The organism is Tepidanaerobacter sp. EBM-49 (genome assembly GCF_001896645.1).
Lineage (GTDB): Bacteria > Bacillota > Thermosediminibacteria > Thermosediminibacterales > Tepidanaerobacteraceae > Tepidanaerobacter > Tepidanaerobacter syntrophicus.
In genome coordinates this window covers 29,159-45,771 of sequence record NZ_MPPE01000003.1, presented here as the reverse complement: position 1 = coordinate 45,771, position 16,613 = coordinate 29,159, and the positions used below count along the sequence as shown (strand labels likewise).

The 16,613-nt window shown below is 40.0% G+C and carries 12 protein-coding genes and 1 other annotated feature; all 12 genes read left to right on the top strand.

Annotated features, from left to right (window positions below):
• Window positions 1-4 precede the first annotated feature (4 nt).
• Window positions 5-922 (top strand): restriction endonuclease, encoded by a 918-nt coding sequence (locus tag BUE08_RS00265; RefSeq protein WP_031475212.1) that lies wholly within the window; start codon window positions 5-7, stop codon window positions 920-922.
• 39 nt (window positions 923-961) lie between these two features.
• Window positions 962-3,994 carry a DUF4268 domain-containing protein gene (locus BUE08_RS00260; protein WP_286680073.1) on the top strand — a complete coding sequence of 1,011 codons (3,033 nt, stop codon included), beginning with the start codon at window positions 962-964 and terminating at the stop codon, window positions 3,992-3,994.
• Window positions 3,995-4,017: 23 nt separating this feature from the next.
• Window positions 4,018-4,476, top strand: a complete 459-nt coding sequence (locus BUE08_RS00255) for a hypothetical protein (RefSeq protein ID WP_015519168.1) — start codon at window positions 4,018-4,020, stop codon at window positions 4,474-4,476.
• A gap of 86 nt (window positions 4,477-4,562) precedes the next feature.
• Window positions 4,563-5,915, top strand: coding sequence for an SEC-C metal-binding domain-containing protein (locus tag BUE08_RS00250; protein WP_031476611.1), 1,353 nt, complete (start codon window positions 4,563-4,565; stop codon window positions 5,913-5,915).
• Window positions 5,915-6,784: an ROK family protein gene (locus tag BUE08_RS00245; RefSeq protein WP_286680072.1), complete on the top strand. Its 870-nt coding sequence runs from the start codon at window positions 5,915-5,917 to the stop codon at window positions 6,782-6,784. Before BUE08_RS00250 ends, BUE08_RS00245 begins: the two co-directional genes overlap by 1 nt.
• 36 nt (window positions 6,785-6,820) lie before the next feature.
• Complete coding sequence (locus BUE08_RS00240; RefSeq protein WP_213996327.1) at window positions 6,821-8,119, top strand: transporter permease; 1,299 nt, start codon at window positions 6,821-6,823, stop codon at window positions 8,117-8,119.
• Between the two features lie 113 nt (window positions 8,120-8,232).
• Window positions 8,233-10,389 (top strand): hydantoinase/oxoprolinase family protein, encoded by a 2,157-nt coding sequence (locus BUE08_RS00235; RefSeq protein ID WP_213996326.1) that lies wholly within the window; start codon window positions 8,233-8,235, stop codon window positions 10,387-10,389.
• A 10-nt stretch (window positions 10,390-10,399) separates the two neighbouring features.
• On the top strand, window positions 10,400-11,086 hold the full coding sequence (locus BUE08_RS00230; protein WP_213996325.1) for a hypothetical protein: 687 nt from the start codon (window positions 10,400-10,402) through the stop codon (window positions 11,084-11,086).
• Window positions 11,087-11,100: 14 nt separating this feature from the next.
• Entirely contained in the window at window positions 11,101-12,582 is a 1,482-nt protein-coding gene (locus tag BUE08_RS00225) for a DUF4127 family protein (RefSeq protein WP_274964147.1), read from the top strand.
• Window positions 12,583-12,605: 23 nt separating this feature from the next.
• Window positions 12,606-13,958 (top strand): FAD-dependent oxidoreductase, encoded by a 1,353-nt coding sequence (locus BUE08_RS00220; protein WP_213996323.1) that lies wholly within the window; start codon window positions 12,606-12,608, stop codon window positions 13,956-13,958.
• Window positions 13,955-14,584: a hypothetical protein gene (locus BUE08_RS00215; RefSeq protein WP_213996321.1), complete on the top strand. Its 630-nt coding sequence runs from the start codon at window positions 13,955-13,957 to the stop codon at window positions 14,582-14,584. The genes BUE08_RS00220 and BUE08_RS00215 overlap by 4 nt, the downstream gene beginning before the upstream one ends.
• On the top strand, window positions 14,581-15,897 hold the full coding sequence (locus tag BUE08_RS00210) for a hypothetical protein (protein ID WP_213996320.1): 1,317 nt from the start codon (window positions 14,581-14,583) through the stop codon (window positions 15,895-15,897). Before BUE08_RS00215 ends, BUE08_RS00210 begins: the two co-directional genes overlap by 4 nt.
• Before the next feature lie 398 nt (window positions 15,898-16,295).
• Window positions 16,296-16,559: a binding site (T-box leader), on the top strand.
• The last annotated feature ends 54 nt before the right edge of the window (window positions 16,560-16,613 follow it).

The window sequence follows — 16,613 nt, the reverse complement described above, 5'->3', positions numbered from 1 at the left end:
AACCATGGCAGTGCCAAAATACGATGAATTAATGAAGCCTTTACTGGCAGCAGTAAAAGACGGTGAGGTCTATAAAATTAAGGACGTTACTGCCGTGTTAGCTCAACAGCTAAATTTATCAGCAGAAGACCTCGCAGAAATGCTTCCGAGCGGTAGGCAAACCGTGTTTAAAAACAGGGTCGGATGGGCGAAGACTTATCTGAAAAAAGCTGGACTCCTTGATAGTCCTGCCCGCGCCACTATCGTCATTACGGAAGCTGGAAAGAAAGTAGTTGCAGAAAATCCAGAGAAAATAGACTCCAAATATCTGGAACAGTTTCCCTCGTTTGTAGATTTTGCATCCGCCTCTGATCCTGTAAATGGAGATGATTCGGTGTCTACGATTTCAAAGCCGACGGATCTTACGCCCGATGACCAACTTGAAGACGCATATAAGCAGATTAATGCAAGCCTTGCATCTGATTTGTTGAGTGAGGTTCTGAAAATCTCGCCATACACCTTTGAAAAGCTCGTTGTTGATCTTCTTTCAAAGATGGGTTATGGAACTGTGGCTTACGGAAGTCATGCAACAGTCGCTTCCGGTGATGATGGAATTGATGGAGTCATCATGGAGGACAAGCTCGGATTCTCTTTGATTTATATGCAGGCTAAGGAATGGGCACCAGATAGAGTTGTTGGCCAGCCGGACATTCAGAGCTTTGTTGGTGCGATTGCCGGGAAGCACGGCGATGGACTTTTCGTTACGACAGCTAAGTTCTCACAGAAGGCTAAGGATTACGCAAATACTCATCACATTATTCTGATTGATGGTGAGAGACTTGCTAATCTGATGATTGAGTATAACTTCTGTGTGTCAACACGGAAAACGTTTGAAATTAAGGCAATCGATACGGATGCTTTGGCTGAATATCAGGATGAATAATTTGCTTGCGAAAAAGCAGGAAGTTGGAGGGAATACATTATGGCAAATGAGCTGCAGCCATTGTCGCTGCTCTTTCAAAATAGATTATTCCGGATACCGGACTATCAGCGTGGCTATGCGTGGTTGCAGCAACAGTTGGTGGATTTTTGGGATGACCTTGTAAATCTTCAGGCTGACCGTTATCACTATACAGGTCTCCTGTCCCTTAAGCCTCTAAAAAGCAAGGAGACCGTCAGCTGGGGCGAGGACTTGTGGCTGGTCGAGAACGGATATAAGCCTTGTCATATCGTTGATGGCCAGCAGCGCATCACCACGTTTGTCATTCTCTTGAACGAGATCGTGGGATTTGTGCGTGGCTTAGATGAGAACAAGGGTAAGTCTGATAAAGAAATCACGCTGGGGTATGAAACGGTCGAAGAGATTGTCTCAAAATACATCTGCCGAAAAAGACCGCCAAACGGAGTAGTAACAACATACCTTTTTGGCTATGAGGTCGACAATCCCAGCGCAGAATACATGAAATATAAGGTGTTCGATGAGCCGTATTCCGGCGCAGTGAATGAGACATACTATACGAAGAATCTAAAGTTTGCAAAGAACTTTTTTGCAGAGAACATTAGGAAACTATATGATGAGTCCGGAGAAGGCGGCCTTGAGGCAGTAAATACGCTGTATAAAAAACTCACACAGCGCCTGATGTTTAATCTCCATGAAATCGACGATGATTACGATGTGTTTGTAGCTTTCGAGACCATGAACAATCGTGGTAAGAAGCTGACGAATCTTGAATTGTTGAAAAACAGACTGATCTATTTGACCACGCTTTATGATGATGAGGTATTTGACGAGAAGGACAAGTCTGCCCTCCGTAAGAAGATAAATGACGCTTGGAAGGAAGTCTACTATCAGCTTGGTAGGAATAAGAGTGTTCCGCTTTCTGATGATGATTTTTTGCGTGCGCATTGGATTATCTACTTCAGGTATTCCCGTAAACGTGGCGATGACTACATTAAATTCCTGCTAAGCAAGTTCTCGTCAAAGGGCATATTTGAAAAGGCACCAGTTCTGGTTGAGACAGAGGCCGAGTCGGTTATCAGCGATGATGTTACTGATGCAGACGACACGGAAGTTACTGAAACAGAAGAACAGGAAATCATAGAGGTATCCAAACTCCAGCCAAAAGAAATCGAGGACTATGTCAACAGCCTCAAAGATATGGCGAAGTACTGGTATGACACCTATTTCCCATTTGAAAGTGCTAATCTTACTCCTGAAGAGCAAAAACGAGTCGATAGGCTTAACCGTATCGGCATCGGACATTTCAGGCCGCTGGTTACTGCGGTCATCAGTCGGCGGGATATTTCTGCGAACAGCAGAGTTAAAATCTTTGAAGCAGTTGAGCGCTTTATCTTTGTTGCATTTCGCTTGGGTAATTTTAATGCATCCTATGGCAGCAGTGATTATTATCGAGCTGCACGTCAGGTGTATGTGAAAGAAACGGATGTTGATGAGCTCTGTAAAGAAATATATGACAGGACAACGAACGATATCGATTTTGCCACGCAGAACTTTGTCACCAGAATTGAGAAATATTTTTCTACAGGGAATGGCTACTACGACTGGAACAGTCTGCGATACTTCTTTTATGAATATGAGGCTAAGCTGGCAGAGAAAAATAATATAGATCGTTTCTGCACGTGGTCAATGTTTACAAAGTCCGAGAAGGATAAAGTGTCTATCGAGCATATTCTCCCTCAGACACCGACGAAGTATTACTGGCGTAATATGTACCGGCAGTTTAAGGATTCGGAAATGAAGATGCTTTCTGGAGCACTTGGGAACCTTCTGCCGTTGTCTCAGAGCGTAAACTCGGCTTTGCAGAATGACAGTTTTGAGGATAAGAAGCATTCCAAAACCACAGGACGTCGCGGATACGAGAATGGATCTCACTCAGAGATAGAGGTATCCAAGCTGCAGGATTGGACTGCATTTGAGATATACAGCAGAACTGAAAAGCTTCTCGTTTTCATGCAGGAACGCTGGAACCTGCAATTCGACGAAGAACAGTTGGAAAAGCTGATCGGCATTTCGTTCGTCAAAGATGGACGAGAAATCCCGGAGGAGTTGGAGGAAGTATCGGCAAACGTACCGGAATCCGAGGAAAGTGCAGAAGGCTCCGGAGATGATCAAAAACTGCAATTCTGGACAGCATTCGTAAACTATGCTAATGAGCACGGCAGATCAAGCAATATAGCAAAACAGAAAGCTGCTGGCCGAACATATTACGATGTGCACATAGGCGCGAACGGCTATCACTTATTCTTTTCCATTCCCTATGGTAAACGAATCAAGATGGGCATCTACACCTATAATGTGGATACCTATAACCGTCTGAAAGAATTGAAAGATCAGATTGAGACCGAATTTGGTGAGAACCTAAATTGGGAATACTCAAAATCGACAGGTACAACACGTTCCATCGTTATTGAGGAGAAGGCTGATGTATTCAATCCAGCAGAGCAGCAGAAAATATTTGATTGGATCATCGACCATTTTGACCGGATCACGACAGCATTATCTATGGCCGGAGAACGTCTCAATATAAGCGGTGATTCCTCTGAAACGAGGTTTGAGATTAGAAAACGCTACTGGACGTATGCCTTAGCCAAAATCCATGAGGCACATGGTAATCCCGGCTCTTTCAGCAATGTGAATCCGAGTACGGACAACTGGATAAACGGATTCTTTGGCATTGGAGGTTTCTACCTCTGCTGTGTTGCGAATTTTGACTCTGCTCGTTCAGAGGTCGTATTTGCCAGAGCGGAGAGATCAGAGAATAAAGCTGCGTTTGATGCTCTTTACCAGCATAAAAGCGAGATTGAATCGAAGCTGGGAACGGAGCTTCAGTGGAACCGTGGAGATGATATCAAATCCTCGAAGGTATTTATTCAGCTTGATAACGTGAGCATTGAAAACGAGGATGACTGGCCGCAGATGGCAAAGTTCCATGCAGAATGGTCAAAGAAGTTCTACGATTTGATTGTGCCGTATATAACGGTAGATTGGCAATAGTCCACTCAGGACGAGGTGCACTGATGGCAAATTTAAATTCTGAGAATCCGCACGTCGGACGCAAGTTCCAAGAATTTGTGCAAACGATTCTCAAAGAAAAATATAATACATATTTTGAGCAAGAAGCAGCAATCCCCATCGGCAGACCGCCAAAGGAGCACAAGTTTGATCTTGCCAATGCTGACAGGTCTATCGTGGCTGAATGCAAATGTTATACGTGGACTGATTCCGGGAATGTTCCGAGCGCAAAGTTGATGGGCTTGGACGAGGCTGTATTTTACTTTGGCTTTCTGCCTTCTGGGACAAAGAAGCTGCTTTGTATGAAAAAAGCAGTGTTTCGTGGCAAGCAGGAAACACTGGCTGAGTATTATGTTCGAGCACATGGGCATTTGCTTGAAGATGTCTCTGTAATAGAAATTTCTGATGATGGAACAATCAAGATTGTCAGAGATGGATCATCGATCCCAGCAGAGGCATATTAGGGCTACGACGATGAAATCCCATGCACTTGTGGAGCCGTCAAAGGTTGAGGCGATTTAATGCTTGATAATATGAATGGAGAAAATGCATGGTTTTTAATACATTTATAAAATGTCAGGTTTGCGGAAGTATTACCAGAGTCCGATTACAGGTTGGATGGCAAGAAGAACATCCTATTGTTGTGGCTTGCGGTAAATGTGGTACTTCCTTATCTGGCAGCGTTAAGATAGGACAAAACCGACCGGGGCTAAAGTTTTCTTTTGACAATGCGGATGAAATCCCGGATGCTGAAGCTGATTACATGGTTGAATGCTCTGGTGAATTCCCGACCGTGAAACAAGGCAAAGCAGCGGAGTTGGAAGAAGTCGTCATTACTCCGTTTATCCGCTATATGAATCGTATGAAGACGGATGATTCATATGAGCAGTTCGGAAAAGCGGTATCACAGCTTAATGCAACAGAAAAGAAATGGAAGAGCTATAAAAGAATCATTGACCTCTTCAGAAATAATAGTGAATACCTTGTTCAGGAGATACAAAAGGAATTCTCCGGACAATACTTTCAGTGCAGAGATGAGTCTGAGGTATTGAGAGCTATTCATATGATTGAGGTTCATGGGTTTTATTCTGCACTCAAAAAAGACATCTTGGATAATCTCTCTTTTAGTGCAGGAATTATGAAACTGGACTCTGTTCAGCTGAAGAGCTTAGTAGACTTCTTAAATTCACATGATGGTTATCATCTTGAGGAGCTACAGGATTTGATATATAAGGTCTATGATGATTTTATAAAAATATACCAGCGCCTCATTCCTGCTCTCGCTTTACAGTATTGCAAAGATGATTCTTTTGATTTCGAAGTTGAAGGCTCGACAACAAGTAGCTTTGATAGTGTAAAACAGTTCTATTTGGATGTTTATGAAGCCCTTGGTAATTTGCTTGTTATCCCGGTCGCTCTTAATAACATAAAATACAGGGCTGACGCGAATTCAATGAATCCTTTGGAAAAGAATGTATCTTCTTTAGAGGATTATATAAAGCTCACAAAGGCATCAAGGTATCATTTTTGCTTGAACACAGAAGTCTATACCGATTTCTTGGATGTTGTAGTAAATGCAAAACTGAGAAATGCGATTGGACACAATGATGTTGAATATGACGCGGTGAGTCAGGTTATTACTTACATTCCAAATCCAAAAGACAGAACCGTAAAGAAAACGGAATACCTTCTCGAATTTGAAAATGAAGCGATGCACATGTTTCAGGCCTTATTGGGTGTTTCAGAATACCTGTATCGACTAAGAGAGCTTTCTCTTATGTATGATGGCAAAATACCACTTATGGTTCAGGAAAGAGCAAACTGGCCAAAGAAGATAGGACGTAATGATCCATGTCCATGCGGAAGCGGAAAAAAGTACAAATTCTGTCACGGGAAGAATTAATGTTGAGGCGATGGGATTTCAGACTTGTTCCCTCAGAGCGAAGTCTTGAAGCGGTCGGCGAATCTGTGCGTTTGCATATTATAAGTAGGAGCAAGGTCTTTGACCTGTTTCCGAGAACGTACAAGGGCAAAAATAGGTGTGTTTCGAGACGAAAACACGCTTTGATAAATTCCCGCGAACGACCGCTAAAATCTGACATCAATCTGGAGCAATCGAGCCATATCGTTATTACTGATTGCAAAAGTAATAAGCTAAATAGCTTTACTTATTATTTAAATAAAGAGGTTCCTGTGATCGATCAACTTATACAACAGTTGCAGAGGGCTGCTGAAAGTTGCGTAAATTTGCTTGGCATTGGTATAGGTCTTTCGGCTGAAATCAAACATGAAGAGCAAATTGTTAAAAGCTGTGCATTTTATGATTGGCATAATGTGAATTTAAAGGAAATTATCGAACGCCAGTTCATGGTATTTACATATATCGATCACAGAGCTAATGGCATAGCCGTCCGCGAAAACCTTATGGGACATGGTAAGCACTTAAACAATATTTTATGTTTACATGAATCTGCAATAGATAAAGCTGTTCTTATCCTTTCGGGTAAAATCTGTCGTGGTGAATTAAATTGCAATGGGACTATAGATCCCAAATTTTTACTAAAGAATCTAAGCACTATCAAACAGTTTGTAGACGTATCTCATATCTTAATTGGATATTGTACAGAAGCGCTTGAAATAGAAACAAGGCAACTGGTGCGATTACTAAGAAATCAGATAATCTGCTATCCAGAAGCAGAAAACTGTATTGAACTAGGCATGGCTACAGTTGCTGAAATTGAATGGTTTGAATCTATCTATTTCATGCTCTGATGTAAATATTAAAACAATATTGTAAGGGGGATTATTATGACAACGGCATTACTTATTATTATCTTTATTGCTATAAGCGCATTAATGTATACAAAAAAATTGTCAGCCCTTTATGCGCTTCCTTTAATGGCATTTTTAATGGCTTTAGTTTCGGGCATTCCTTTTGTTGATGGTGTTGAAGGTGAACCTGGTATTCTAACTCTTATGTTTGTCGAAGGCCCTGTACGCTTAGCATCTGCTATAATGACACTAATTTTTGGTGCAATCCTTGCACAATATGTTAGAAATACTGGTATTGCTGAAGCTGTTATACGAAAAGTATCTGAGTTAGCCGGAGACCGACCACTAGTATTAGGTATATCATTTTTTGTAGTGCTTAGTTTACTTTTTACAACTCTAGGTGGGCTCGGATCAGTTATCATGATTGGAAGTATTGTATTACCCATTATGACTTCAGTAGGAATAATGCCACTTGATGCTGGTTGTATACTTCTTTTTTCCCTCAGCACAGGAGGAATCTTTAATCTTGCAAATTGGGGTTTATATATCGATGCTATGGGGCTTACTGTTGAACAAATTCGCAGCTTTGCATTCCCTTTAGGGGCAATTTTCTTTGTACTCGGCATCTTATTCGTTTATATTAATGTTCAGCACGGAGGTAAACTATTTAGTAAAAAGAAAATAGCATGGCCAACTCCAGAAATTTCGCAAAATACTGATTCTGCTCCAAATAATGTTAATGTCCTTGCTATGTTAACTCCTATAGTTCCTCTTATTATGGTAATTGGTCTTCATGTGGATATTATAACTGGGTTCGTAACTGCTATCATTTACTGTATGATTACTACTGCTAACAAAGACACATTTAACCAACTTACAAAATCTATAACAGATGGAATTTCAACTTCTGCAGGTGCTATTTTTCTCATTATTGGAATCGGTATGTTGCTTAAAGTAGTTATGGATCCGCGAGTTACCCAGCACATTGGTCCTCAGCTGGCAAGAATTTTACCAACAACAGGTATTGGATATGTAATTTTCTTTGCAATTTTAGCGCCATTAGCACTTTATCGCGGGCCACTGAATGTTTGGGGACTTGGTTTGGGTATAGGTGCTACTATGATGGCGACCGGGAAAATACCTGCTATGGCTTTAATGGCTGCCCTTATGTCTACTGGACAGCTTCAAGGCATATGTGATCCTACAAACACCCATAATGTTTGGACTGCAACTGCAACTGGAACCGATGTAAATGACATTCTCAGAAAAACCTTGCCCTATGCCTGGGTCGGTGCAATAATGGGGTTAATTATAGCAGGCATTTTGTATTTCTGAGACAAAAACCAGACAAAGCTTAGTGCTGAGACAGCCTCTTAGTCGAAGCAGATTAAAGGCAGCTCAATTAAAAATGGGTTGCCTTATCACATATATTGGAGGATCATAGAAAGATGAGTAAGCAATTCATACGCATTGGCATAGATGTTGGTGGCACTTTTACACATGCAGTAGCTATTCAAGCCCCCGAAAATCTTGTTGTAGCGCACGCTGTTACTCCTACAACACATACATCAGAAAATTCTATATCAGATGGGATTATTAAGGTATTTAAAGATGTCATGGAGAAAACCGGAGCAAAACCAGAGGATGTCTCTTTTGTAGCCCATAGCACTACTCAGGCAACCAATGCATTGCTAGAAGGAGATGTTGCCAAGGTTGGTATTGTAGGCATGGGAAAAGGATTAGAAGCGTTCAAGGCAAAAACCGACACACACATAAAAGATATCGTGCTTAGTCCCGGAAAAATACTTCATACAAGTCATGTCTTTATCAATTCGAGTGAAAAAAATTTTAATTTATCTAAGATCGAACAAGCAATTGAAACATTAATAGAAGAAGGTTGCGAGGTTATTGTAGCTAGTGAAGCTTTTAGTGTAGACGATCCTAGTAATGAGCAGCTTGTCCTCGAGATAGCTTATAAAAAAGGTTTGCCTGCAACAGCTAGCCATGAAATTTCTCAACTATACGGACTTAAGGTACGCACTCGCACAGCAGTTATAAATGCCAGTATCCTGCCAAAGATGACATCTACAGCAGAGCTAACTGATAAAAGCATTAAGGAAAGCGGCATAACTGCCCCTCTGATGATTATGAGAAGCGATGGAGGGGTTATGGATCTTGAACAAATGAAAAAGCGACCAATTCTTACGATGCTGTCAGGACCTGCAGCAGGCATTGCAGCAGCTATTATGTATACCAAGATTTCTGATGGAGTATTCCTTGAAGTTGGAGGAACAAGCACTGACATAGCAGCCATCAAAAACGGCAAAGCCATGATCAAAAGCGCTAATATAGGTGGACATTTAACTTATTTAAAAACTCTTGATTCTAGAACTGTCGGTATAGGCGGAGGTTCTATGGTACGCATTCGAGATAGGGTAGTTACTGAAGTTGGACCTCGAAGTGCGCATATCGCTGGTTTGAGCTACCTTGCTTTTTGTGATGAGAAAGAGATTGCACAGGTAACTCCTGCATTTATTAGACCAATGGAGTCTGATCCTGACGATTATCTTGTTGCAGTTAATCCACAAGGTAAACGATTTGCTGTAACACTTACTGATGCATCTATTGTGGCAGGTATGACAAAACCTGGTGATTATGCTTATGGCAATGAAGCAGCTGTGCGCAATGCTTTTGATCAATTAGGTAAAAGTCTAGGGATAAATGGCCAAGAATTAGCCTGTAGTATTTTGAATAAGGCTATATCTAAAGTGCGTCCAATAGTAGAAGATCTTTTAGATGAATATAAATTGGATAAAGAACTTGTATCTTTGGTCGGCGGTGGAGGAGGAGCAACAACAGTTGTACCGTGGCTTAGCAAAAATATGGAGATGAAGTATCTTATTGCTGAGAATGCTGAAATAATTTCTGCCATTGGCGTGGCATTAGCTATGTTACGTGATAGCGTGGAACGCACAGTCGTCAATCCTACCGAGCATGATGTTATTTCAATACGTAAAGAAGCGATTGGACGCTTGGAATCTATGGGAGCGGCTCCGGAAACAATTGAGGTGCAAATAGAAATAGATAATTCAAAAAATATACTCAGAGCTACAGCAACTGGTGCCTTTCATATGGATACAAGCGCTACGAATTTAAAACCACTTAGCAAAAGCGAAATTGCCCAGAAAGCAGCCGAATCATTTAAAACAGATGCAAATGAGATTAAACTCATAGCAGCAACTGATGGCTTGCTAGTTTATCAGCATTGTGAAACAGTAAAAGGCTTGTTTGGCATTTTCACCCGACAACGCTGCCATTATCGCGTCATAGACAACTTTGGCATCATTAAACTGCAGTGTTCAGGAGCTGCACTCCAAACAGTTATGCATAAAGCTGATCATGAAATCCCAGCTTTTATCGAGAAAAACTCAATATATAATGACGCAGGCATGATTATTCCCGAAGTCTTCGTTCTATATAAAAGTCGCATTGCCGACTTTTCAACTATCCTTGATTTTGAAAAAATTAAGGAGCTTATTAAAATTGAATTGCAAGGCTTAAAACAAGATGAACCGGTAGTAGTTATTGTTCAACCCAGGAAATGAGAGGTGTATTATGAATAACAGATTTGTTAAACTTTTACAAGATCCCAAGATGACTCTTATTATGAGTTTACCATCTAACGACCCAGTTCTTGCTAGGGCAGCATGGCAAAATGGCGCAGATGTTTTAAAAGTGCATATTAATGTGGAACATCGCGCTAGCAAAACGACTTTTTATAATTTTGAAAGAGAAAAAGACCAACTAAATATAATTCTTGCAGAAGCCAAAGGACCGTGTGGCATAGTATTAGGTGGCGATGTGCAGTCTGCTAGGAATGATTTTAAGCATGTAGTTCAAGCTGGATTTGAATTTGTTTCGCTCTACGCTCATCATACGCCTATAATCGTGTTACAAAGTGAGTCGTTATCTAAAATGATTGCTATTGATTATAGCTACACATTGGATGATATAAAAGCCTTTAATAGCATTGGTATTGATGTGCTGGAAGCCTCTATTGTAGAACCTCAAGCTTATGGACAACCTTTAACTGCAAAAGATTTATTGCGCTATCATAATATCTGTTGCGGCACTGATATTCCGGTAGTAGTGCCAACTCAAAAGGCTATTTTGCCTGAAGAAGTCTCAGCTCTTTGTCAATGCGGTGTTGCAGGCGTAATGCTAGGTGCTGTAGTTACTGGCAAAACAGCCGATAGCATTGCCCGTTCTGTGGCTGAATTTCGCAATCAAATTGATAAATGATAGGTGATTATGTAATGAAGATTTGTTTATTGCCATTAGACTCGCGACCTTGCAATTATCGGTTTCCTCAGCAGCTTGCAAATTTGAGAGGGGTTAATCTGATCGAGCCCCCCATAGACATAATGGACTTTTTTAAAACACCTTCCAATAGTAGGGCAATCGCTGACTGGTTAAAAATAAATTGTAGCGATGCAGATGTTTTGGTTGTTTCAATAGATCAGCTTGTGTATGGTGGATTAATTGCCTCGCGCACTAACACAAAATCTCTTTCTGAAGCTCAGTCACAGTTAATGCTATTAAAAGATATTAAAAAAGCTAATCCTCAATTGCGAATTTTTGCTTTTAACGTTTTGATGCGTATTTCAATAAGCGCAGTTGACAAACAAAGTCAGATTTGGTGGCAAAAGATCACGGAGTATTCTCAATTAAAATATCGATCAATAATAGGTGAACAAGAGGAAAAAGAGAGAGCAAATGCCCAATTAGCTCATTTGACAAAAGAAATTCCATCATCAATCCTGAATGAATTTTTAGAGGTAAGACGTCGCAACCATACGATTAATATGGAATGCATCTCTTTGGTAAGTCAAGGAATTTTAGAGCAATTAGTTATTTTGCAAGAAGATTGTTCGGAAGATGCGATACAGGTTTTTGAACAAGACATTATCAAGAAGACGATTAATGAATATGGTTTACAAAATAGAGTATTTATCCATAATGGCACAGATGAAGCGGGTATGGAGCTTACTGTCCAAGCTATTGCACCTCAGAGGCAGACGACTTGTGACATACAGTGGCTATCAGAGAATCGTTATTTTACTGCCCGGTATGAAGATCGCCCATTTATAGAGAATCTTGCAAGTCATATGAGTATGATAAATATAATATATGATCCTCATGCCAAAAATTGCTTATTCATATTACCCCCGGCAGACCAGCAAGGCGATTATTGTCCGGAAAAATTGCCAATGGTTGATTATACTCCTACCCAACGAACACTTATGATCAACAAAATTTTAGAGCAGATAGAGAAGGGCAAATGCTGTTATTTGTTAGATCTTGTATATGCCAATGGCGGAGATTTAGCTTTTTTAGAGGCTCTCGCTGCTAAGACACCTCTTACTAGATTATATGGTTATGCTGCCTGGAATACTGCCAGTAATTCACTAGGTACCATACTTGCGCAGATAATAGCTGCAGATGGTCAAAATACGCCAGCAAATAAACGCTTTACCACCGAACGCTTACTAGATGATCTTATTTATCAAGCGTTTATACGTCAAGAGCTGCAAGAAGAACTACAGCTAGCTGGCCAAGATATTTGGAACATTACAGATCTTCCCAGGGCAAACAAAATGTTAAATTACCAATTTGATAAGAACAGGCAATTCATAAGAAGATTTTTGCCAATTGAAACTAGAGATTTTAAAAAAAGGTTGCCCTGGCCAAGAACCTTTGAAGCAGATATAGAAGTATATAAAAATGATGATATTTAAAGAAGAACGGAGAGGTTTTATCTATGAAAAAAAATTATGACGTGATCGTAGCAGGAGCAGGGACAAGTGGCATTGCTGCGGCGCTTTCTGCAGCTCGCAATGGCATGAGTGTTCTGCTCATAGATAAAAATGCTTATCCCGGCGGGACGAACACTGCAGCTATGGTTGGTCCCATTATGACCTTCCATTCAGGCTCAAAACAAATCATTAAAGGTATTCCTCAAGAGATTATAGATCGCTTGGCTCAAAAAGATGCAACATTGGGGCACATTCCAGATCCTATTGGGATGGTTTCAACTATTACTCCTATAGATCCAGAAATACTTAAGCTGGTATACTTTGAAATGCTAGATAATGAAAAGAGTATCACTACACTTCTGCATAGTTATATTTACTCAGTGGAATGTGAAGATAATTGCGTAAAAAGTGTTACCGTAGTAAACAAAAATGGGATAGCTACTTATAAAGCAAAGGTTTTTATTGATGCCACAGGGGACGGGGATTTAGCCGCCATGTGTAAAGCAGATTTCTGGTTTGGTCGCACCAGTGACAATCTAACTCAACCCATGACACTTATTTTTACTCTTGCTAAGGTAGATTTGGAAAAAGTAATAGATTATGTTTATCAAAATCCCGAGCAATTCATTTTAAATAAGAATTGCAATCTTCATGATTACGTAGCTGTCTCGGGGTTCTTCGACTTAGTTGTTAAGGCTAAAAATAATGGTGATTTATCAATACCTCGAGATAGAGTGCTATTCTTTCAGAGCGTACATCCAGGTGAAGTATTAGTAAATATGACACGAGTTACTAAACTTTCTGCTATTAATGTTAAAGATCTCACCTTTGCAGAATCTCTTTTACACGAGCAAATAAAAGAACTACTAAAGTTTTTCAGAAAATATGTACCTGGCTTTGAGCACTGCTATATAAGAAATATTGCTCCTATGATAGGCATAAGAGAAAGTCGTCGCATAAAAGGATTGGAAACCCTAACTGCCGATGATGTTATTCACAATTCATGTAGTGAAAGAAGTGTGGCAGCTTGCGCTTTTCCAATTGATATTCATGATCCAGCTGGCAACAAACTTAATTGGATAAGAAAAGAAAAAGAATGTTGCTATGATATCCCATATGGTGTTATGGTACCAAACGAAATCAAGAATTTGCTTGTTACCGGTAGATGCATTTCTGCAACCCATGAAGCATTGGCTTCAGCTAGAATTTCTGCAACTGCCATGGCGCTAGGTGAGGCTGCAGGATTAGCTGCTTCCCTTAGCATTAAGCAAAACGTTGATTTTGCTGACGTGAAAGTATCTGAACTTCAGAGCGCTCTTGTAAATCAAGGTGCAATACCGGGTAAGCGTTGGTTGTGAGCATAGTGTGGAATAAAGAAACGGTGAATGTGAAAATATTAGATTTTTGCCTTTGGTTGTCTGCGCCTATGTATGCTCGAATAGAATCTAGAAAATTGGAGCAGCTGTATAATGAAAGTGTAAAATACGGACAAACTTTGGCAAGTAAATATCCATTGAAAAATGAAAATATACAAAGTGAGCTTATAAATTACGGTGTTTCCGAAATACAAACTTTTCAAACATTAAGTCTGAAAAACGTCAGCGAAAAAGCATACTATGATATTGATACCAAACAAATAGTTTGGGATAATCAATTTGCCATAACTCTTTTTCAAAAAGATGATCAAGCAGAAGAACTGTTAGGGTCTGTGCAGAAGGTAGAGCAAGCTCTTCTCATTCATGAATTTTTCCATTTTATTGAGGAGAATTTCGAGATGCCCACTGATGAATTTGTATTTCCGAATTGCCATACTAATATCGCATCAATTTTTAGAGAAATTGCAGCATTCGCCTTTACCAACGTTGAGTTAGATAATTATATTTGCCAGTTTATTGATGTCTTATCGCTAAAAATTAATAAGCCTACGCAGTACAATGAGCTGTGCAGGCAATATCTTATAAGAGAGAAGGAAACTCATATATGAAAAAGGTAAATAAAATGGCAGTATTCTTGTCTATTATTTGCCTTGCAACATTTACGCCGACATTTACGGTTTTTGCAGCATCAAATAATTTTACGAATGCATCTATCCCTGAGGTCGTAGCAGATGAAAATTCTCCAAACTTAGAGCTTAAACACAAAATATATATAGAAAATTTTGCAGATGGAGTTGTGAGCGTAGTAAATAGTCAGGGGGAACATACCATAATCGGTAAAGTGTATCGCCCTGCAACATTAGCTAAAGAATCATCTGATGGTTTTTGGGCAGCACACTATGATAAAGCATCTGATGGGACTTTTTCATGTGTAACCGCAATTGGCGTTAATGCCCTACATTTAAAAGTTGGTCCTCGAGCAAGCTACGATGTTTTAAATCCTACTGCATGGAAACCAAAACAAATTAGTGTGGGCATAAATGAAGATTACATATACGCTGGCGGTTCTTATAGCAATTCAATGATTTATACATCGGTGCCTGGTGGAGTAAATATTTTTGGAGGCTCTACTGCGCCTTATGTAGGTAATCCAGTTAAATATCTAAACAGCAGCGGCACATGGGAGTCGCTAGACAATTATTATAATGGTGATTATAGCAAAGCAGTGCCCAAACGTTTACTGATTGAAGTGTATCAACCCATAACAGCTAATGGGACACTTGATTATATTGAGTTCGAAAACTGGGCTGCTGGTGATACGGTAGCAGGTGTTACTAAAATCAATAATGGTCGTGTCATGGCAAAGTACTCTAATGACACAATTAAACACATTGCGGATATTATTCAACGCGTGCAAGGAACAGGTCGCTTTGGAGGTAGTGAGTATGCTGAGGTAGGTCGTTTGCGCGCGGCACACCCAGGAGTTATCTGTTTTTCTACAAGTCCAAAAATTGGATTCACCAACAATGCAAATCTACGCGGTGGTTTTCAGTTTGTGCCTGCAAATCATGCTAAGTATTTAAATTATAATCTTTCTCAGGATTCTTTCATCGGTCGTGACCAATGGGGCATTATTGCACATATTGGCGCTGACCCATCGCAACTATATGATCCTAATTACATCATTAATGGTCAGATAACTTATGACCCGGTGTGGGAGGGCGTGGCACCTCTTTTTGCAGAATATCTTGCTCCGCGCCACATTCCAGGTAGCGTATCTACTTCTACCTATTTTGTAGTATCAAATGATTTTGGCAATACATGGAATGACTGTCCTAGCATTCAAGGAGTAACAAATGCAGACAATTCACCAGTAGCATCATGGACTAACATTAGATTATATGTAAAATATCCGAATTAACATGCAAATTTTAATCTCAATATTAAGATTACTTAAGTCTGCCTCAGTTAATAAATGCGAATTTTTAATTGGTTTAACTAAATGCGGCAGGAGCTTTTATATTTACTGAAAATTTCAGGGTACAATTCCTTATTGCAAATATATAGTAGAGCCAAGTCACAGAATAGATAATGAGATAAGGACTATTCTCCAGCAGAAGACGGTTTAGCACCTACAAACACATGAAAAAATTATTTAAGAGATAAAATATACACCATAATAAAATGGCAATAAAGATAATAGATTGTAAGCACAAATGTTTAATTTCTTTAGAACTTGATACTATCCAAGAATCTTCTGCCTCCTTGACTTTCTCGCCTTAATATGATATAAATTTTATTAATTCGTGCAATTGAGCGAGAAAGACTATGAAGGGAAGAGTAAGCAAGCAGAATAGGCCTAAAGAGAGCCGGAAAAGGTGAAAGCCGGTGCCGAAGACCTTGCTGAAGATGGCCCCGGAGTTTGGTCGTCGATATGTAGACGACTGCGGTGAAGGACCGTTATAATCCTTCAGGTATCGGAATAGTGGCTGAAAGCCCGTCTATTTACTTTATTCCCGTACTTGGCAAAGGCCTTTAATCAGGCGAATTTGGGTGGTACCGCGAGAATGCCTCGCCCCTTACTTTGGGGCGGGGCTTTAGTGTTATTTTCACAACGAATTTTGTTAGGAGGACAAA

Coding starts and splice junctions, on each gene's coding strand:
- BUE08_RS00265 (WP_031475212.1), top strand. CDS start 5: ATGGCAGTGCCAAAATACGATGAATTAATGAAGCCTTTACTGGCAGCA.
- BUE08_RS00260 (WP_286680073.1), top strand. CDS start 962: ATGGCAAATGAGCTGCAGCCATTGTCGCTGCTCTTTCAAAATAGATTA.
- BUE08_RS00255 (WP_015519168.1), top strand. CDS start 4,018: ATGGCAAATTTAAATTCTGAGAATCCGCACGTCGGACGCAAGTTCCAA.
- BUE08_RS00250 (WP_031476611.1), top strand. CDS start 4,563: ATGGTTTTTAATACATTTATAAAATGTCAGGTTTGCGGAAGTATTACC.
- BUE08_RS00245 (WP_286680072.1), top strand. CDS start 5,915: ATGTTGAGGCGATGGGATTTCAGACTTGTTCCCTCAGAGCGAAGTCTT.
- BUE08_RS00240 (WP_213996327.1), top strand. CDS start 6,821: ATGACAACGGCATTACTTATTATTATCTTTATTGCTATAAGCGCATTA.
- BUE08_RS00235 (WP_213996326.1), top strand. CDS start 8,233: ATGAGTAAGCAATTCATACGCATTGGCATAGATGTTGGTGGCACTTTT.
- BUE08_RS00230 (WP_213996325.1), top strand. CDS start 10,400: ATGAATAACAGATTTGTTAAACTTTTACAAGATCCCAAGATGACTCTT.
- BUE08_RS00225 (WP_274964147.1), top strand. CDS start 11,101: ATGAAGATTTGTTTATTGCCATTAGACTCGCGACCTTGCAATTATCGG.
- BUE08_RS00220 (WP_213996323.1), top strand. CDS start 12,606: ATGAAAAAAAATTATGACGTGATCGTAGCAGGAGCAGGGACAAGTGGC.
- BUE08_RS00210 (WP_213996320.1), top strand. CDS start 14,581: ATGAAAAAGGTAAATAAAATGGCAGTATTCTTGTCTATTATTTGCCTT.